General features: G+C 42.4%; 14 protein-coding genes. 8 read left to right on the top strand and 6 right to left on the bottom strand.

The genetic code is table 11. The features are described from left to right. Positions 1–166: 166 nt before the first annotated feature. Positions 167–1,120 carry a transketolase family protein gene (locus ABWO12_RS09795; RefSeq protein WP_353088691.1) on the bottom strand — a complete coding sequence of 318 codons (954 nt, stop codon included), beginning with the start codon at positions 1,118–1,120 and terminating at the stop codon, positions 167–169. Positions 1,121–1,133: 13 nt separating this feature from the next. After that, positions 1,134–1,979: a transketolase gene (locus ABWO12_RS09790; protein ID WP_353088690.1), complete on the bottom strand. Its 846-nt coding sequence runs from the start codon at positions 1,977–1,979 to the stop codon at positions 1,134–1,136. A gap of 450 nt (positions 1,980–2,429) precedes the next feature. Between ABWO12_RS09790 and tgt the strand changes: the two genes are divergently transcribed. The 6 genes from tgt to ABWO12_RS09760 all read left to right on the top strand — a co-directional run bounded on the left by tgt (position 2,430) and on the right by ABWO12_RS09760 (position 9,629). Next, positions 2,430–3,560, top strand: coding sequence for a tRNA guanosine(34) transglycosylase Tgt (tgt, locus tag ABWO12_RS09785; protein ID WP_353088689.1), 1,131 nt, complete (start codon positions 2,430–2,432; stop codon positions 3,558–3,560). Beyond that, positions 3,560–4,642, top strand: coding sequence for an LptF/LptG family permease (locus ABWO12_RS09780; protein ID WP_353088688.1), 1,083 nt, complete (start codon positions 3,560–3,562; stop codon positions 4,640–4,642). Before tgt ends, ABWO12_RS09780 begins: the two co-directional genes overlap by 1 nt. Continuing rightward, positions 4,629–5,507 carry a DMT family transporter gene (locus ABWO12_RS09775; RefSeq protein WP_353088687.1) on the top strand — a complete coding sequence of 293 codons (879 nt, stop codon included), beginning with the start codon at positions 4,629–4,631 and terminating at the stop codon, positions 5,505–5,507. Before ABWO12_RS09780 ends, ABWO12_RS09775 begins: the two co-directional genes overlap by 14 nt. Positions 5,508–5,600: 93 nt before the next feature. Beyond that, positions 5,601–6,554: an acetyl-CoA carboxylase carboxyltransferase subunit alpha gene (locus ABWO12_RS09770; protein ID WP_353088686.1), complete on the top strand. Its 954-nt coding sequence runs from the start codon at positions 5,601–5,603 to the stop codon at positions 6,552–6,554. Positions 6,555–6,696: 142 nt separating this feature from the next. Continuing rightward, the gene (dnaB, locus tag ABWO12_RS09765; protein WP_353088684.1) at positions 6,697–8,241 is read left to right on the top strand and encodes a replicative DNA helicase; all 1,545 of its coding nucleotides are present in this window, start codon (positions 6,697–6,699) and stop codon (positions 8,239–8,241) included. Positions 8,242–8,363: 122 nt separating this feature from the next. After that, positions 8,364–9,629: an asparagine synthetase B gene (locus ABWO12_RS09760; RefSeq protein ID WP_353088683.1), complete on the top strand. Its 1,266-nt coding sequence runs from the start codon at positions 8,364–8,366 to the stop codon at positions 9,627–9,629. A 266-nt stretch (positions 9,630–9,895) separates the two neighbouring features. Here ABWO12_RS09760 and ABWO12_RS09755 read toward each other — a convergent pair whose 3' ends face one another. The 3 genes from ABWO12_RS09755 to cphA all read right to left on the bottom strand — a co-directional run bounded on the left by ABWO12_RS09755 (position 9,896) and on the right by cphA (position 16,309). Further along, positions 9,896–12,031 carry a S9 family peptidase gene (locus tag ABWO12_RS09755; protein ID WP_353088682.1) on the bottom strand — a complete coding sequence of 712 codons (2,136 nt, stop codon included), beginning with the start codon at positions 12,029–12,031 and terminating at the stop codon, positions 9,896–9,898. Positions 12,032–12,138: 107 nt separating this feature from the next. Next, entirely contained in the window at positions 12,139–13,599 is a 1,461-nt protein-coding gene (locus ABWO12_RS09750) for a hypothetical protein (RefSeq protein ID WP_353088680.1), read from the bottom strand. A gap of 94 nt (positions 13,600–13,693) precedes the next feature. Then, positions 13,694–16,309, bottom strand: a complete 2,616-nt coding sequence (gene cphA / locus ABWO12_RS09745) for a cyanophycin synthetase (protein WP_353088679.1) — start codon at positions 16,307–16,309, stop codon at positions 13,694–13,696. A gap of 232 nt (positions 16,310–16,541) precedes the next feature. On the opposite strand from cphA, the gene ABWO12_RS09740 reads away from it, so the two are divergent. Both ABWO12_RS09740 and ABWO12_RS09735 read left to right on the top strand, forming a co-directional pair. Then, a complete protein-coding gene (locus tag ABWO12_RS09740) occupies positions 16,542–17,414 on the top strand; it encodes a cyanophycinase (protein WP_353088678.1) in 873 nt (290 codons plus the stop codon). A 127-nt stretch (positions 17,415–17,541) separates the two neighbouring features. Continuing rightward, positions 17,542–18,393 carry an isoaspartyl peptidase/L-asparaginase gene (locus ABWO12_RS09735; protein WP_353088677.1) on the top strand — a complete coding sequence of 284 codons (852 nt, stop codon included), beginning with the start codon at positions 17,542–17,544 and terminating at the stop codon, positions 18,391–18,393. A gap of 249 nt (positions 18,394–18,642) precedes the next feature. Here ABWO12_RS09735 and rplT read toward each other — a convergent pair whose 3' ends face one another. Continuing rightward, complete coding sequence (rplT, locus tag ABWO12_RS09730) at positions 18,643–18,987, bottom strand: 50S ribosomal protein L20 (protein WP_353088693.1); 345 nt, start codon at positions 18,985–18,987, stop codon at positions 18,643–18,645. Between the last annotated feature and the right edge of the window lie 9 nt (positions 18,988–18,996).

Here is an 18,996-nt window from a genome sequence, read left to right as displayed (position 1 = left end):
GAGTCCCTCCATCGGCTCAGTTTTAAGGAACACCTAAGTGTTCCTTTTTTTATTTATGAAAGGGATGAGAAGTTTATCCCGAGTAACGCAGTGGATTCGGGGAGTCCCTCCATCGGCTCTTCAAAGGAACACAAATGTGTTCCTTTTTTGTATATATGTCATCGAATTATTTTCTAGCTATGACTTTATCACAAGCGGCTACAATTGAAGCGCTGTTCAAGCCATATTTTTCCATCAACTGTTCGGGTGTGCCACTTTCTCCAAACGAATCTTTTACAGCAACAAACTCTTGCGGAGCAGGGTGGTGTAAAACCAAGGTTCGTGCCACACTCTCGCCCAAGCCACCTAGGAAATTATGTTCTTCAGCAGTTACAACGCAACCCGTTTTGGTCACCGATTTTAAAATCGCCTCTTCATCCAACGGTTTAATCGTGTGAATATTGATGACTTCTGCCGATATTCCTCGTGCTTCAAGGGCCTCTGCGGCAACCAATGCTTCCCAAACTAAATGTCCTGTTGCGATAATGGTCACATCGGTTCCTTCATTCAATACAATCGCTTTTCCGATGATAAAAGGTTCGTCTGCCGGTGTAAAGTTAGGCACTACAGGACGGCCAAATCGTAAATAAGCTGGGCCATGATGTTCGGCCAAGGCCAAAGTCGCCGATTTTGTTTGGTTATAGTCACAGGTATTGATCACGGTCATTCCGGGTAGCATTTTCATCAAACCAATATCTTCAAGAATTTGGTGCGTGGCGCCATCTTCTCCTAAGGTCAATCCGGCATGCGAGGCACAAATTTTGACATTTTTATCGGAATAGGCTACCGATTGACGAATTTGGTCATAAACGCGACCGGTTGAGAAATTGGCAAAGGTTCCCGTAAACGGAATTTTCCCACCAATAGTCAACCCTGCGGCAATACCAATCATATTGGCTTCAGCAATTCCCACTTGGAAAAAGCGTTCGGGGTGGTTTTTTTTGAAATCGTCAAACTTTAACGAGCCAATTAAATCGGCACATAAAGCGACCACATTTTCGTTTTTCTGACCCAATTCGGTCATCCCTGCGCCAAATCCGGAGCGGGTATCTTTACTTCCTGTATTTTCGTATTTTTTCATGATGTGTTGCCAATTAATAGTCTCCTAACGTTGCTGGATTTTGCGCCAAACCACTTTCTAGTTGCGCATCATTGGGTGCTTTTCCGTGCCAAGCGTGGGTATGCATCATAAAGTCTACACCATTCCCCATTTCAGTATACAATAAAACGGCTACCGGTTTTCCTTTCCCCGTTTTCGCTTTGGCTTCCTTCATCCCGGCTAAAATCGCTTCGATGTTGTTTCCTTCTTTGATTTCCAAAACGTCCCAATCAAAGGCTTCAAATTTGGCACGTAAATTCCCCAATGACATGACATCATCGGTTGAACCGTCAATTTGTTGCCCATTGTAATCTACTGTTGCAATGAGGTTGTCTACTTTTTTGGCTGAAGCATACATAATGGCTTCCCAATTTTGACCTTCTTGTAATTCACCATCACCGGTTAAAATATAGACTAATTTGTTGTCTTTATTTAATTTCTTGGCTTCTGCTGCACCAAGGGCAACCGAAAGTCCCTGACCCAATGATCCCGAAGCCATTCGCACTCCCGGGAGTCCTTCGTGGGTGGTAGGGTGTCCTTGTAAACGAGAGTTTAATTTTCGGAAGGTGGCCAATTCTTCCACTTGAAAATACCCGCTTCGTGCGAGTACACTGTAAAAAACAGGGGAAATATGACCGTTGGAAAGGAAGAAAATATCTTCTCCAATCCCGTTCATATCAAAGCCTTCTTTGCGTTCCATCACCTCTTGAAAAAGGCATACTAAAAACTCAGCACAACCCAAAGACCCCCCCGGGTGACCTGAATTTACAGCATGTACCATACGAAGAATGTCGCGACGTACTTGTGTTGTTAAATCGTGTAGTTGTTGCATGTTAGACATTGTTGTGGTATTAAAATGTGGCACAAAAGTACACCGATTCTGCGGCTTATACAAATCTTAAAAACGTACTCACTCCGTAACTCATAATTCATAATTTATAATTCCCAATTCATAATTCATTTAGAGCGTGTCCCCGCCATCCTTCTTCGCTTTCAATTCACTCTAGTCAAGCGGGGTCGGGCTGTCCGTTACAAGTCCGCGCTTGTCGTACCTCCGCGCTGTGGGCTTTCCACTGCCATCCCTCACGCAATCCTACTTTAAACAACCTTTGGTGCTTTGTGTCAAATTTCGTGTTACACTATAAGTATATTTCATCATTGCCATATTGTCCCATTGTCTAATTGTCTAATTGACTCATTGGCACATTGGCATATTATCTAATTAAGGAAATCTTAATCCCACTAGCCCTTTTCCAAAAAAAAGTATCTTTGTCGGCTGAAATCCCTTTCGATGAAATTTGAGTTACTGCATACCGATCCACAATCCCAAGCCCGTGCGGGTAAAATTACCACTGACCACGGTGTCATTGAAACCCCTATTTTTATGCCTGTAGGCACCGTAGCTTCAGTCAAAGGGGTGCATCAACGCGAACTCCGTGACGATATTAATCCCGATATTATTTTAGGAAATACCTACCATTTATACTTGCGTCCACAGTTGGATATTTTAGAAAAAGCTGGCGGCTTGCACAAATTCATGAATTGGAATCGAAATATTTTGACCGATAGTGGAGGATATCAAGTATATTCCCTTTCTGCCAATCGAAAAATCAAGGAAGAAGGGGTGAAATTTAAATCACATATCGATGGTTCCTACCATTTTTTCTCCCCCGAAAATGTCATGGAAATTCAACGCACCATTGGCGCCGATATTATCATGGCTTTTGACGAGTGTACACCCTATCCGTGTGATTACCGCTATGCCAAACGCAGTATGCACATGACTCACCGCTGGTTGGACCGTTGTGTGGCACATTTAAAAACATTACCGCCAAAATACGGGTACGAACAAACGTTATTTCCCATTGTTCAAGGAAGTACGTACAAAGATCTACGCCAAATGTCGGCCGAATATATCGCTAGTGTAGGGGCAGAAGGCAATGCTATTGGTGGATTGTCGGTGGGTGAACCGGCTGAGGAAATGTATGCCATGACCGAAGTGGTGACCGCCGTACTTCCGAAAGATAAACCCCGCTATTTAATGGGGGTAGGTACGCCCATTAATATTTTGGAAAATATTGCTTTGGGAATTGATATGTTTGACTGTGTCATGCCCACACGCAATGCCCGTAACGGAATGTTGTTTACCGCTCACGGAGTGATTAATATTAAAAATAAAAAGTGGGAAGACGATTTTTCTCCTATCGACGAAATGGGAATTACCTTTGTCGATACCGAATATTCCAAAGCTTACCTACGTCACTTGTTTGCTGCCAATGAATACTTGGGCAAACAAATTGCTACGATTCACAATTTAGGGTTCTACCTTTGGTTGGTTCGTGAAGCCCGAAAACATATCATCGCAGGCGATTTCCGGGATTGGAAAAATAAAATGGTACAACAAATGAGTCAACGTTTGTAATGAAAATTATTGATCGCTACATCTTAAAACGGTACTTGGTGACTTTTGCCACCATGCTATTGCTATTTATTCCCATTGGGATAACTATTGACGTAGCTGAAAAAGTCAATAAAATGATTGAAAATCGCGTTCCTTTTCCTGCGATTGCCCAATACTATGTGGACTTTACCATTTATTTTGCCAATTTATTATTCCCTATTTTTCTGTTTCTTTCCATCATTTGGTTTACCTCCAAATTGGCCAATAACACCGAAGTTATCGCCATATTGAGTTCGGGAATTTCCTTTACCCGCTTTTTACGTCCGTACCTGATAGGCGCTGCTATGGTTTCGGTTTTTGCCCTGCTGATGGGATTCTTTTTGGTGCCCAAAGCCAGTGAAGGGTTCAAAACATTTCGATTCATGTATTTGATTGGAAATGGTCAAAATGAAATGCGCGACAACTCTGATGTGTACCGACAAATCAGCGATAACGAATATATTTATGTCAGTTCATACAATCCCGATAGCAAATTAGGGTTCAACTTTTCAATGGAGCGGTTTAAAGGCGATTCATTAGTCTACAAAATTACCGCCGATCGGATTAAATTCAACGAGAATGACAGTACCTATTCGCTTTTTGAATATAAAAAACGAAAAGTAGGTGCGCTCAATGATGTGCTCGAGATTGGAACGCGAAAAGACACCATTCTGAAGTTTGATGTCGATGAGCTAACCCCAACGGTCTATGTTGCAGAGACCTTAAATTACTTTGACTTGGTAAAATTTATCGAGAAAGAAAAAAAACGGGGTTCCGCCAATATGAACACCTATTTGGTCGTGTTATATAAAAAATATAGCGTTCCTGTTTCTGCCTTTATTTTAACCGTGATTGCCGTGGCAGTCTCTTCTATGAAACGACGAGGCGGTATGGGTATCAATTTGGTAATTGGAATTGTCATTGCTTTTGCTTTTGTCTTTATGGACAAGGTTTTTGGGGTTTTGGCCGAAAAATCCAGTGCGCCACCCATGCTTTTGGTTTGGTTGCCCAATCTTATTTTTGGTATTTTAGCTCTTTACTTACTGCGCAATGCCAAACGATAAATTTCGAAGTCTCCTGCTGCTTCACCTCATTGTATTCATTTGGGGATTTACGGCCATTATCGGCAAGCTCATTACCTTGGACGCTTTAGCTTTGGTATGGTTTCGCATGTTGTTTGCTGTTTTTTTTATTGGCGCTTATGTGGTGTATCAAAAAATCTCATGGCGGCATTCTCGATCCATGATTCCCATTTTTCTGGGCGCTGGAATTGTAATTGCCTTACATTGGTTTACGTTTTTCAAAGCGATTAAAGTGTCAAATGTTTCTGTTACCCTAGCCTGTTTGTCTACAGGTGCTTTTTTTACCTCGTTATTGGAACCTCTTTTCACAAAAAAAAAAATGGTGTGTTACGAGCTCTTTTTCGGATTGCTGGTTATCGGTGGGTTGACCTTGATTTTTAAAGTAGAATTCCATTTTATTACAGGCATCGGTCTGGCCTTGCTCTCTGCATTTTTGTCGGCTTTGTTTACGGTGTTTAATTCCCGTTGGGTCATCCGCTATGAGCCAGTAGTAATTACTTTGTTTGAAATGTTGGGAGGTGTGTTGTTTTTCTCAATTTTATTGTCACTATCGGGTAGTTTTACAGCCACTTTTTTCGAATTATCCTGGAGCGATTTGGGGTATTTATTATTGCTTAGTTCGGTGTGTACTGCTTTTGCTATGATTGCCTCCACCGCCTTACTTCGGGTGTTGGATGCTTATACGGTGATGCTCACGATCAACTTGGAACCCGTTTATGGAATTATCTTGGCCATGGTACTTTTTGAAGACACCGAAACCATGAGCGGTACCTTTTATTTGGGCGCTGTTATTATTTTGGTCACGGTTATCGCCAATGGGATTATAAAATCACGTACAACTTCCTAGCCTATTGTTTACAATTAATCCCTTTTTTTTATTTCCTCAAAAAAAGGAAACCCCTATCTTTGTGTTTCGAACTTTTACTAAACCCTATATTGTATGGAGTATTTAGATTTTGAGCTTCCCATTAAAGAGTTGGAAGACCAATTAGAAAAATGTGAGCTTATTGGTCAGGAGTCCAATGTGGATGTTACGAATACCTGCAAACAAATCGAAAAGAAATTAGAAGAAACCAAAAAGAAAATATATAAGAATCTCACGGCTTGGCAACGTGTGCAACTTTCGCGTCATCCCAATCGTCCGTATACGCTAGAATACATCACTACGCTTACCGACGGCACGTTCTTAGAGCTGTTCGGAGACCGTAATTTTAAAGATGATAAAGCCATGATTGGCGGATTAGGAAAGATAGGCGGACAGTCTTTTATGCTCATCGGTCAACAAAAAGGAATCAATACCAAAATGCGTCAATACCGTAATTTCGGGATGGCCAATCCTGAAGGCTATCGCAAAGCCTTGCGTTTGATGAAAATGGCTGAAAAATTCGGTATTCCTGTAATCACCTTTATCGATACACCAGGGGCTTATCCAGGAATGGAAGCGGAAGAACGTGGACAAGGGGAGGCCATTGCACGAAACATCTTCGAAATGTCACGCTTACAAGTGCCCATTATTTGTGTCATTATTGGCGAAGGCGCTTCTGGAGGGGCTTTAGGAATTGGTGTTGGAGATCGCGTATTCATGTTGGAAAACACCTGGTATTCAGTAATTTCTCCCGAATCATGTTCGTCTATTTTGTGGAAAAGTTGGGATTATAAAGAGAAAGCTGCCGAAGCGTTGAAACTGACGTCTACCGATATGAAAAAGCAAAAGTTGGTCGACGATGTCATTCCCGAACCGCTAGGTGGAGCACACTACGATAAAGCAACGACATTTGCAACAGTGAAGGAATATATTTTAAACGCTTTCCAAGAACTCAAAGATTTATCAACATCCGAGCTAGTAACCAATAGAATGGACAAGTACAGCAAGATGGGCGAGTTTAAAGAGTAAAAAAGTAGTTTTCAATACCCTTAATCCGAAGCCCGTGGTTTCGGATTTTTTTTGTGTTGTTAACAAAATATTATGAGTTATAAACAAGATGGTGGTAATAAATCCTCCACCGATTTTTGGTAGAATTGGTTACATTCGCTTTATGGAAAATTTACGCAATATTAACCCCGTAAAGGTGGATAAAACCACCTTGATTACTTTAGAAAAAGGCAAACTACCTCCGCAAGCATTGGACTTGGAAGAGGCGGTTTTAGGGGCAATGATGATTGATAAAAAAGGAGTCGATGAGGTAATTGATATCCTGCAGCCCGACGCTTTTTACAAAGAAGCACATAAGTTCATTTTTGAGGCTATTTTCCAACTCTTTACCGATTCTCAACCCATAGACTTATTAACCGTTTCGGCCCAATTGAAGAAAAACGGAAAGTTGGAAATGGCTGGAGGCGATTTTTACCTCATTCAGCTTACGCAAAAGATTTCTTCTTCGGCGCATATTGAGTTCCACTCGCGAATCATACTCCAGAAATACATTCAACGTTCGCTTATTAAAATTTCTTCCGATATCATCGAAGAAGCCTATGAAGACGCGACCGATGTTTTCGATTTGCTCGATATGGCCGAGTCCAAATTGTACGAAGTTACCCAAGGCAACATCAAACGCAGCTCCGAAACAGCGCAAAGTTTGGTGATGCAAGCCAAAAAACGCATCGAAGAAATTTCCAACAAAGAAGGATTGAGTGGCGTCCCTACCGGATTCCACAAACTCGATCAAGTGACCTCTGGTTGGCAACCCTCCGATTTGATTATTATCGCGGCACGCCCTGGTATGGGTAAAACAGCCTTTGTATTGTCTATGGCTCGAAACATTGCCATCGATTCCCAAAGTCCCGTAGCCGTATTTTCGCTTGAAATGTCCTCCGTGCAGTTGATTACCCGTTTGATATCCTCCGAAACCGGATTATCTTCTGAGAAACTCCGTACGGGGAAATTAGAAAAACACGAGTGGGAACAATTAAGTGTTAAAGTGCGCGATTTGGAAAAAGCACCGCTTTACATCGATGATACGCCTTCATTGTCCATTTTTGATTTACGAGCCAAAGCCCGACGATTGGCCTCACAGCACGGCATTAAACTTATTATTATCGATTATTTACAGTTGATGACTGCCGGTGGCGCAGGGAAAGGCGGCGGAAATCGCGAGCAAGAAATTTCTACGATTTCACGTAATTTAAAAGCCTTGGCCAAAGAATTGGATGTTCCCGTGATTGCGTTATCACAATTGTCTCGTGCCGTTGAAACACGGGGTTCAAGCAAACGACCTTTGCTTTCGGACTTGCGTGAATCGGGAGCGATTGAGCAAGATGCCGATATCGTATCGTTTATTTATCGCCCCGAATACTATAAAATTGAAGAATGGGATGATGATGAACAATCGCCAACGCAAGGACAAGCGGAGTTTATCATTGCAAAACACCGTAACGGTTCGTTGGAAAATATTCGCTTGAAATTTATCGGAAACCTCGGTAAATTCGACAACCTTGATGATTTTGCCGGTGGTTTTAGTGATTTACCGTCCAAAATGAATGCCGATGATAATCCGTTTTTCACCAAAAATCTGCCTTCACCCAACGATGCTTTTGGTGGACCGCCACCCACTCTCGAGGATGATAGTGATGTTCCTTTTTAAGAACATCATTTCAAAAATAGGTTTCTGAACCTGTTTTTTGTTATTTCACAATAATTAACAATACCTTGCTTCCAATTTTAGGTGAATAATTGTACCTTCGAAATCATTATAGTTGGAACTCCATGAACAACCGCTTTTTATTTAGTATACTACTGTTTTCGTTGATTACGCTTCCTATTCGTGCCAATTTTATTCTCTTACCCATGGACGATGTGTCGCAAAAAAACCATCTAAAGGCCTATGGGATTACCTATTGGGTGCTATCCAAAGACTATAAAGCCAGCTGGCTTCTGAATTATCGTGGCGGATCTTTTTTACTTCCCGATGCGCCCGAAATTCGCAAAGAATGTCAGATTCGTGGCGTCAGTTTTGAAATGCTCTCCGACGGCGAAGCCAACCAAATTCTGGAAGAGATTTTGAGTCCCTCCCAAAACATGGAAACGGTTGTGTTGGAAAAAGCCCCTAAAATCGCGGTCTATACCCCCAAAGGCAAACAACCCTGGGACGACGCCGTAACCATGGTGCTCACCTATGCCGAAATTCCGTTTACCCCAATCTATGACGAAGAAGTTCTCACCGATCAGTTGCTTTTATACGATTGGCTCCACTTGCACCATGAAGATTTTTCGGGCCAATACGGTAAATTCTATGGCGCCTACCGCAATGCTCCCTGGTATATCGAACAAAAGCGCGAGGCCGAACTCCTAGCCGCCAAACTAGGATTCGCTAAAGTCTCTGAAGCTAAATTGGCCGTGGCCAAAAAAATACGTGATTTCGTCATTGGAGGCGGCTTTATGTTTGCCATGTGCTCGGCCACCGACAGTTTTGATATTGCGCTAGCAGCTGAAGGTGTGGATATTTGCGAACCCATGTTTGACGGCGATGATAGCGATCCCAACTACCAAGCGCGTATCGACTACACCCGCACTTTTGCCTTCAAAGATTTTATCCTCGAACGCCGCCCTGAACGCTACGAGTTCTCCGATATCGATATGACCGAAAAACGACGCGTGCCTTTTGAAAAAGATTATTTTACTCTAATGGAATACTCTGCCAAATGGGACGTGATTCCGAGCATGTTGTGCCAAAATCATACCCAATTGGTCAAAGGGTTTATGGGACAAACGACCGCTTTCGACCGCGCGAATATCAAATCCAATGTATTGGTCTTGGGCGAATGCCAAATTAATGAAGAAGCCCGCTACATCCACGGCCAAAAAGGGAAAGGCTTCTATACCTTCTTCGGCGGCCACGATCCCGAAGATTACCGCCATCAAGTGGGCGATGAACCTACCGTATTGGACCTGCATCCCACCTCACCCGGATTTCGTTTGATTCTCAACAACGTTTTATTTCCCGCCGCCAAAAAGAAAAAACAAAAAACGTAAAGACTCACAGTAAAGACTCACAATTGTGAGTCTTTACTGTGAGTCTTTACTGTGCGTTTTTACAGGAGCACCCGTATCGTTTTCAAAAGCACCCTCCTCCCGTTTTCGCCCGTCGCTTTTCCGCTGCGCTACAAGAGCTCCAACAAGGGCTCTACCGGGGCTAGCCATAACCTATCGTCTTTCAAAGGCATAAAAAAATCCCAAATTCCAATTGGTTTTTCAGTTGGAATTTGGGATTTGGTCCCGAAACTTCGGGAGGAATTTTACTATTTATTATTCTCAATCACATAATCCAATACCTTTTTCATAAGGTGTACCCGATCTTTCCCCGTTACATTGTGTTTGTGCATCGGGTAGGGGAAGTAGTCGGCTTGTTTGCCCGCCTCAACCAATTTTTTAACCAAAGCCAAATTATGTTGTTCTACCACCACATCATCCGAAGTACCGTGAATCAGCAATAACTTTCCGGTCAAATTTTTAGCGTATTGACTCACATTCGCCGTAGCATAGCCCTCAGGATTTTCTTCGGGAGTGTCCATATAACGTTCACCATACATCACTTCATACCATTTCCAGTCAATCACGGGACCACCCGCTACCCCTACTTTAAACACATCGGGGTGACGTAACAGTAACGAAGTCGTCATAAAACCACCATAACTCCACCCATGTAGCGCCAATCGATTGGCATCCACATAGGGTAGGGACTTTAAATATGCAATACCGTTCAATTGATCGGCCATTTCATGATTGCCCAAATTGCGGTGTATTACACTTTCAAAGGCAAAACCTCGATTGTCCGATCCGCGGTTGTCTACCGTAAAAACCAAATACCCTTGTTCAGCCATCCAATACATCCACAAATTGGCCCCCAAAAGGTAGGAATTGGTAATCATTTGTGCATGCGGTCCCCCATATACATACACCAATACTGGGTATTTTTTGGTAGGATCAAAATTACTCGGCTTGATCAAGCGCGTAAACAAATCGGTAACGCCATCGGCTGCTTTTATCGTTTTGATTTCAGCGCTTCCTAGAGCATATCCCTCATATTTATTGCTGCTCGTCATCAATACCGTCGCTTTTCCTTTGGCATTCCAAAGTACCGATTGTGAAGGCGTTGTTGCATTCGAATATTCATCAAACAACCACTGTCCGTCGGGAGACAAAACACCATTGTGCACGCCAAGCGTAGTCGAAACCAACGTTTGCTTTCCTTTCAAGGTTACTTTATACAAGAGCATATTGATCCCCTGTTCCCCCGTAGCTTTAAAATACACTACTGTCCCCGCCGGATTCGCTCCGATGATTTCGCGGGTGGGAAACTTATTTTGCGTTAATTGTTGTATCAATTTCCCATTTAAATCATAGTAATACAAGTTTTGAAAGCCATCCCGTTCACTAAACCAAATGAAGTTTGAGGATTGTGCCGAGGGGAAAAAAGCCTCATGTTCGGGTTCAACCCAACGCTCATGGGTTTCCTGTAGCAAAGTGCGCACATAGGTTCCCGTAGCGGCTTCATACAAGTTTAAGTGCATTGTATTTTGCCCACGGTTTAATTCGGCTACCAAAATATATTTTTCATCCGGTGTCCAAGACAGATTGGTCATATAATCATTCAACCCCCCACTTTTTGGGCGAATAAAAACAGTTTTACCCGAGGCCAAATGATAAATTCCTACACGTACTTGCTCCGATGCTTGTCCCGCCATCGGATATTTGATAGGCATTAATTTTCCAGGTGTTTGGGTCATGTCCAATAACGGATAGTCAGCCACTTGGGTTTCGTCTTTTTGGTAAAAGGCAAGAAAAGTACTTTTGGGTGACCAAAAGATTCCACCACTAATCCCAAATTCATTGCGCGATATCGACTGTCCCGACACGATGCCTAAAGAAGATTCTTGGGTCACCGCAATTTCTTGAGAACCCGAATGAAAATAGAGGTTGTTGCCTTTGGTGTATGCCATTTTTTGTTTGGCCGCATCAGGAGTCGTGTTTTCAGCCTCTTCAGGAAGGGAGAAGAGAAGTTTTCCCGATTTTGTCACCCGATTGTATTGATAATAATTTCCGTTTTCAGAAACTAAAATATGACTATTATCGATCCATTGAACGCCAAAAAAATTACTGATTTTAATACCCAAAGCTGCATTGATTTCCGCTTGCGTGATCCCTTCTTTCGCTACAACATTGGTTGCTGACGCTTGCATCATTTTCGTCCACGCATTGGTATAATAGACATAATCCGTTGATCCAGGTATCCATTGAAATCCCGTCATGCGATCGGCACCAAATTTTCGGTTTTGTTGCAAGACGCTCTCTTCCAACGTGATTGTTTTTAATTGGGCAGAACTCAAGCCAAAAACCAAAAGCCATCCCAATACAATTACAAATTTTTTCTTCATGAGTTAAGAGGTTTGTGGCGTAAAAATACGGATTTCAGGGTGAAGTCCCTACTGCCACTAGTCGCGAATCGGCAAAAAAAGGACAACCGTTACGTTGCCCTTTACATTTATTTTTTACACGCCGGGTATTCTTTGGCGATGTTGATTAAATTTCGTTCTATTTTCAGGTCCATTTCCCCTTTGCGAATTGAGGTGGTGGTTGTGGGACAGGCTTTGAGGTACTCTGCCAAAACAGGTGCCAATTCATCGGTGTCGCGAAGGTCAATCATCTGTCCTTTGGATTCGCTTTTGATTTTTATCATATAGCGATCGGTTTCGACAGGATCTTGCAATACCAAGATGGAATCTTCTTTATAGATTAACTGATAAAAATAAGCGTTATCAAAACTGAGGCTCCCCATATTTTGTAATTTTTTCATCGAATCGCCTTTCACTGCCATGCCATAAAAAAATGTTTCTTTCCCTTGCTTTTGTATGCAAAAGTAAGCGCCACTGTTGGCTTTAAACGATTTGGTGCGCTCCTGATTTTTGTCGTTCTTGTACGTAATAGAAACGGTTTTCCCATATCGATCGGCTGTATTTTCAGGGAGTACTTGTCCGGTTTGGTTGACATCCAACATTTGAAAATTAATACTCAAAATTCCGTTGTATTTCACACCTTCTTCATCAATTAAATACCCCGGTTTTTGATAAATATTAACGCTGCGTTCTTTGGCTAAATTGATTTTTGCTTGTTGCAATTGCTGTTGTTCCATCTTCGCTTGATGGTTCAACATATACTCACGACTCACCAAGTCACACAAAAATTCATATAAAAAGGTGCTGTTAGTATTGTTATACTGACTTTTAATATAAAAATCATAGTTTTTACCATCATAGGTTTCAATACGGTATTTGTAAAAATCCATAACCGTATTGGACAAACGCGCCACAGGTATGCCATCCAAGTCATAAACAGTCACATATTGATTGACACCATTGCCTACCACATAGGGTTTGACTTGAATACTTCCCACGATCGTTAATCGACCGTTGAGGTTCATTGTAATACTGTTGTCGGCTTTTATTTGTGGATTTAACGAACTTTTTACTTGTTGAACTTTGCGTTTTTGTTCGTCGGCTTCAAATTTTGCAGAGGCGACGATTTTGCCATATTTTTCACTCAAGGATTCTCTCGGCATATCAAAAAATGTTTTCAGTGCTTCTTCGTTGATGCCTTTTTCATTGATTAGATTGTATTTGACAGCCAGTAAGTGTACAATAATGCGATCAGAATTAAAGGCGGTAATCAATACTTCATACGGAATTTCTGCTTTTTGTTTTCCATCGGCCGAGGTGATTTCCAACCAATTGTACATTTGCATTTCATTAGCGTTTAATCCTTTGTAGGCTACGGTAAATCGTTTTTCACCGCTTAAAGTACCGATTTCCAAATGGTCGCGGTACGGTTCTTTGACGGTCGCTACTTCCACTTTATCCCATAAAATTTTGCCTTTTTTCAGTTGAATTTTTTGGGCCATAGTGGTCAAGCTCAAGCTCAAGCACCACAATAGAATACTATTTTTCATTTTCTTGATTTTCAGTAAAGATATATTTTGAAGTTATGCCAAAAATAAAACCGATGCGTAAACACCGGTTTTCTATTTTTATTTAAAGAGTGACCTAACTTTCTTGTTCTTTGTCTAAATATTCTTGGACAATTTCAATGGCATTGGTCACCACATCACTCAAAGCCGTAATAAAGCTTCCTTCTTCAGCCGTACTGATAGCGTGTTTGATTGCTTCGGTTTCTTTGGTGATGATCTCGTGGGTAACACTCGATCCACTTTCTTGAATGCCTTCCATGATGAGTCCGATAATCTCTTCCTCCGTGCGGCCGCGTAAGTGTTTTTCTTGTCGAATGATAATATGATCAAACATACGTGCGGCAATTTTTGCACATTCTTTAATGTCCTCATCCCTACGGTCGCCAACTCCTGCAATGATGCCGATTTTTTTGGTGGCTTCTACATTGGATAAGAAATCTTCAATTCCACGGTAGCCTGCAGGATTGTGGGCAAAATCGATCATGACTTTGAATTTTTTAAACTCAAATATATTCATACGACCCGGTGTTTGTGCCGCGCCAGGGATGAATGTTTGCAGCGATAGACTGATGTCTTCTGTTTTAAACCCATGGAGATAGCCCGCTAGCGCAGCGGCCAAGACGTTGGCAATCATAAATTTGGCTTTTCCACCCATGGTCAACGGAATATGCGTGGCACGTTCGACACGGATTTTCCATTCCCCGCGTTTAATTGTGATAAATCCATTTTCGTACACGGCAACAATTTTCCCTTCTTTTGAAAGTTCTCGGACTTTGGGACTGTTTTCATCCATCGAAAAATAGGCAACTTGGCAACTTAAATCCTGTGCAATTTTCATACAATGCTCGTCGTCGGCATTCAAAATCGCCCAACCGTCTTTTTTTACACTGCGAACGACCACACTTTTTACGCGGGCCAAATCATCCAAGGTGTGAATATCTTGGAGTCCAAGATGATCTTCTTGAATATTGGTAATAATAGCAATATCACAACGGCTAAAGCCCAAACCTGACCGAAGAATTCCACCCCGCGCTGTCTCTAAAACCGCAAATTCCACCGTTGGATCTTTTAAGATGTATTCGGCCGAAATGGGTCCCGTAGTATCGCCTTTTTCCATCATGTGGTTTTGAACATAAATCCCGTCAGACGTTGTAAATCCCACACGGAACCCATTGTTTTTCACCATGTGTGCAATCAAACGAGTTGTCGTTGTCTTCCCGTTGGTTCCTGTAATCGCAATAATCGGAATGCGCGAAGGTTTTCCGGGGGGGTATAACATGTCAATCACTGGAGCGGCTACATTTCGTGGCAATCCCTCTGATGGCGCTAAGTGCATTCGGAATCCAGGAGCTGCATTGACCTCCAAAATACAACCTCCCGTTTCTTTAAGGGGTTGTGTTAAATTGGGTGCCATAATATCAATTCCACATACATCCAAGCCGATGACCCGTGAGATGCGTTCACACAAGAATATATTTTCGGGGTGCATCATATCGGTCACATCTACAGAGGTTCCGCCTGTGCTGAGATTGGCAGTAGATTTTAAATATACAATTTCATCTTTGGCGGGAATGGTATTCAAATCATAGCCTTTTTTAGTTAAAAGGTCAGTAGTATCCCGATCCACTGTAATTTCGGTCAATACATTTTCATGGCCATACCCCCGACGCGGATCTTTATTGGTTTTATCGATCAATTGTTGGATGGTATTCACACCATCGCCTCTCACATGGGCAGGTTCGCGCAATGCCGCAGCCACGAGTTTGTTGTCGATCACCAACACGCGGAAATCAAATCCCGTGATAAATTTTTCAACAATCACTCTTCGGCTATAGTTCTTAGCGTGGGCAAGACCCGCTTTGGCATCTTCTAAATTTTGCACATTGATGGAGGCGCCTTTACCGTGGTTTCCGTCCAAGGGCTTGATGACAATAGGAAAGCCAATTTTTTTGATGACCATTTCCAAATCTTCTTCATCCACACAAATGCCCCCGCTGGCTACGGGTATGGAGGCCATGTCGAGCATGCGTTTGGTTTCTTCTTTGTTGCAGGCAATGTCCACAGCAATATTACTCGTTTTACACGTAATGGTGGCTTGAAAGCGCATTTGATTTACGCCATAACCCAATTGTACGAGTGAATTGGTGCCCAAACGTATCCAAGGAATATCGCGGGCAACTGCCTCATCTACGATACTTCCGGTGGATGGGCCGAGTCGAACGCGTTCGCGAATTTCCCGCATTTTTTGGATATCGGCTTGCACATCATAGTCGGTTCCTGCAATTAGCGCTTCGGCAATGCGCACAGAGGCTTCGGCGGCATACATCCCCACACTTTCTTCGACATAACTAAAAACAACATTATATACACCCGGTGTTTTGGTTTCTCGGGTGCGACCAAATCCGGTTTCCATACCGGCTAGGGTTTGAATTTCAAGGGCAATATGTTCAATGACATGGCCCATCCAAGTCCCGCGATCAATGCGGGAAAAGAAGCCACCCCGCACGCCTTCAGAGCAGCGGTGTTCAATCATGGTAGGGAACATGGCTTCGATGCGTTCGCGAAATCCTGAAATTTTGTTGGTGGGTTTTTCTTCCATGTCTTCCAGGTCGAGACGCATTTGGATTAGTTTTTTGCGTTGTACACTCCAAATATTGGGTCCACGTAGGGCCTGAATCTTTTCAATTTTCATAAAACAAGGGTCTTGGGTTGAATTTAGCTAACGAATTTGTTAAAAATAAGGAATTATTTTTTTGATTGTATGATTTGATTGCGAAAAAATAAATTCTACAAACTATACTTCTGAATTTCAGTAAAATGATGCTTTTTTATTTTCTCAAGTCGTGGAAAACTTGGGGAAAACTCCTGCGGTAAATCTGTAGAAAGCGTTTGCGTAATGTGATGAAATTGTTATTTTTACCCTCATGAAAATACTAGGAAAATTGATCATTATCGGGGGGGCAGTAGACAAAGGAAGTTTTACCGAAACCGATTTGGATACGACAGCTCCTCAAAACTTAAACTTCTTTGAGGAAGGTATTTTAAAACGTATCATCAAAGAGTCCTTACATAAAGAAAATTCGCGTATCGAAGTGATTACAACAGCTTCGAAGATTCCGAGACAAATTGGACCCGAATACTTGAAAGCGTTTAATTATCTCGGCGCGCACAATGTCGATATATTGTATATCGAAAAACGGGAACAAGCTATGGATCCCGAAATTATTCAGCGTTTACGCGAAGCCGATGTTGTGATGTTTACGGGAGGTGATCAATTGCGATTGACTTCTATTTTGGGAGGTACACCGTTTCACGTTTTGTTATTGGATAAATACCGTAACGAGCATTTTATTTATGCCGGTACATCGGCAGGAGCTGCGGCAGCTTCCAACAATATGATTTACCAAGGAAGTAGTAGCGAAGCCTTGTTGAAAGGAGAAGTGAAAATCACTTCAGGTTTGGGATTGATTGACGATGTAGTGATTGATACGCATTTTGTTCAACGCGGACGCATCGGTCGTTTGTTTCAAGCTGTGGTCGGCAATCCCAAAGTATTGGGTGTCGGACTCGGAGAAGATACGGGTTTGTTTATTGCGAATGGAAAGCAGATGGAAGCGATTGGGTCCGGATTGGTTATTTTGGTGGACGGACGTGAAATTAAGGATACTAATTTGACGCAAGTCGAATTAGGGCAACCGATTTCCATCAACCATTTGGTGACCCATGTGTTGAGCAAGAATGATACTTTTGATTTGGACACGTTTAAAATGACGATCAAATCGTCACAATACGTTTAATTATTTAGGAAGTAAAGGTTTTTAGGTTTTTAATCAAAAACCTGAAACCTGAAACCTGAAACTTGACACGAGGCTTTAGCCGACTGATGTAGCGTAGCGAAATAAACCTTAAACCTGAAACTTTTCCATGAATCTCACACGAATCATCATCCACGGCGGATTTTTTTCGGAATCGTCGACTAGTCAAGAAACGAAAGTAGCCAAACAAGAAGCTTTGTTGCGTATTGTGAAAGAAGCGTATGCTTATTTGCAAACGCATTCCGCATTGGAAGCTGTGGTATATGCCGTTTCGTTATTGGAAGACGATGCCTTGTTTAATGCGGGGATTGGATCCCAGATTCAAAGCGATGGTAAGATTCGCATGAGTGCCTCGTTAATGGATAGTGTTACGATGAAAATGAGTGGCGTGATCAATATTGAAGAAGTGAAAAATCCGATTCAAGTGGCGCAGCATTTACTGGCGGTGGATGATCGAATATTAAGTGGAGAAGGAGCAACGGCCTATGCACGAGCCAACGGTTTTGAAGCCTTTTCAACCGAAATTACGCAGCGCCGAGCCGAGTACGAAGCCAAAGTGGCTGCTTCCCGTTTGGGAACCGTTGGCTGTGTGGCTTTGGATGCAGAAGGACGCATCGCGGTAGCAACGTCTACAGGAGGCAAAGGATTTGAATTGGTGGGTCGGGTATCCGATTCAGCGACGGTGGCGGGGAATTATTGCAATGCCGACTGCGGGGTGAGTTTGACCGGCGTAGGCGAAGACATTGTTTCAGGAGCCGTAGCGGCTAAGATTGTAACCCGCGTGACCGATGGTTTTACCTTGGAAAAAGCATTTGAAAAAACCTTTGCTGAATTAAGCCCGTTTGATGGATTTGCTGGTGCGATTGCCATTACCAAAGACGGAAAAATGTTTCATCAAGATTCGCATCCGAGTATGGTATTTGCGAGTTATGATGGAGAGAAAGAAGAAGTTTTTCAGTAAGAGGAAAGAGCAAATAAGCAAGAAGAAAGAAACCTGATTGAACAACGGGGTTTCTGTTTTATACGGGTTTGCGTGAAGGATCGCAGCGGCAGCCCGAAGGTGGAGCGGGAGCGGAACCGCACGGCTACAGCGGAGAGCCTGACAGCGGCGGAAGGATGGAGCCGGTGGCACGCCCAAAAATAAAAAATCCCAACCTTTCGATTGGGATTTGATATAGTAAGTAAATTGAATCTGGTTGTACAAACGTTTTTATTTTACTTTTTTCACGATAGCTTTGAAAGCTTCTGGGTGATTCATCGCTAAATCAGCCAATACTTTACGGTTCAATTCGATACCGTTTTTCTTCACTAATCCGATGAATTGTGAGTAACTCATTCCTTCTAAACGAGCTCCAGCGTTGATACGCTGAATCCATAAAGCGCGGAAGTTTCTCTTTTTCTGCTTTCTATCACGGTATGCATATAGCATTGCTTTTTCTACAGCGTTTTTCGCAACTGTCCAAACGTTTTTCCGACGGCCAAAGAAACCTTTATCCTTCTTCATCATTTTTTTTCGACGTGCTCTTTTAGCAACTGAATTTCCTGATCTTGGCATAATTTTTCT

Source organism: Flavobacterium sp. (assembly GCF_040379285.1).
Lineage (GTDB): Bacteria > Bacteroidota > Bacteroidia > Flavobacteriales > Flavobacteriaceae > Flavobacterium.
The sequence above is the reverse complement of the archived record's forward strand: the minus strand, read 5'-3'. Positions and strand labels throughout refer to the sequence as shown.

Coding starts and splice junctions, on each gene's coding strand:
- ABWO12_RS09750 (WP_353088680.1), bottom strand. CDS start 13,599: ATGAAAAATAGTATTCTATTGTGGTGCTTGAGCTTGAGCTTGACCACT.
- cphA (WP_353088679.1), bottom strand. CDS start 16,309: ATGAAAATTGAAAAGATTCAGGCCCTACGTGGACCCAATATTTGGAGT.
- ABWO12_RS09760 (WP_353088683.1), top strand. CDS start 8,364: ATGAACAACCGCTTTTTATTTAGTATACTACTGTTTTCGTTGATTACG.
- dnaB (WP_353088684.1), top strand. CDS start 6,697: ATGGAAAATTTACGCAATATTAACCCCGTAAAGGTGGATAAAACCACC.
- ABWO12_RS09795 (WP_353088691.1), bottom strand. CDS start 1,120: ATGAAAAAATACGAAAATACAGGAAGTAAAGATACCCGCTCCGGATTT.
- ABWO12_RS09740 (WP_353088678.1), top strand. CDS start 16,542: ATGAAAATACTAGGAAAATTGATCATTATCGGGGGGGCAGTAGACAAA.
- ABWO12_RS09755 (WP_353088682.1), bottom strand. CDS start 12,031: ATGAAGAAAAAATTTGTAATTGTATTGGGATGGCTTTTGGTTTTTGGC.
- ABWO12_RS09735 (WP_353088677.1), top strand. CDS start 17,542: ATGAATCTCACACGAATCATCATCCACGGCGGATTTTTTTCGGAATCG.
- ABWO12_RS09780 (WP_353088688.1), top strand. CDS start 3,560: ATGAAAATTATTGATCGCTACATCTTAAAACGGTACTTGGTGACTTTT.
- ABWO12_RS09770 (WP_353088686.1), top strand. CDS start 5,601: ATGGAGTATTTAGATTTTGAGCTTCCCATTAAAGAGTTGGAAGACCAA.
- rplT (WP_353088693.1), bottom strand. CDS start 18,987: ATGCCAAGATCAGGAAATTCAGTTGCTAAAAGAGCACGTCGAAAAAAA.
- tgt (WP_353088689.1), top strand. CDS start 2,430: ATGAAATTTGAGTTACTGCATACCGATCCACAATCCCAAGCCCGTGCG.
- ABWO12_RS09775 (WP_353088687.1), top strand. CDS start 4,629: ATGCCAAACGATAAATTTCGAAGTCTCCTGCTGCTTCACCTCATTGTA.
- ABWO12_RS09790 (WP_353088690.1), bottom strand. CDS start 1,979: ATGTCTAACATGCAACAACTACACGATTTAACAACACAAGTACGTCGC.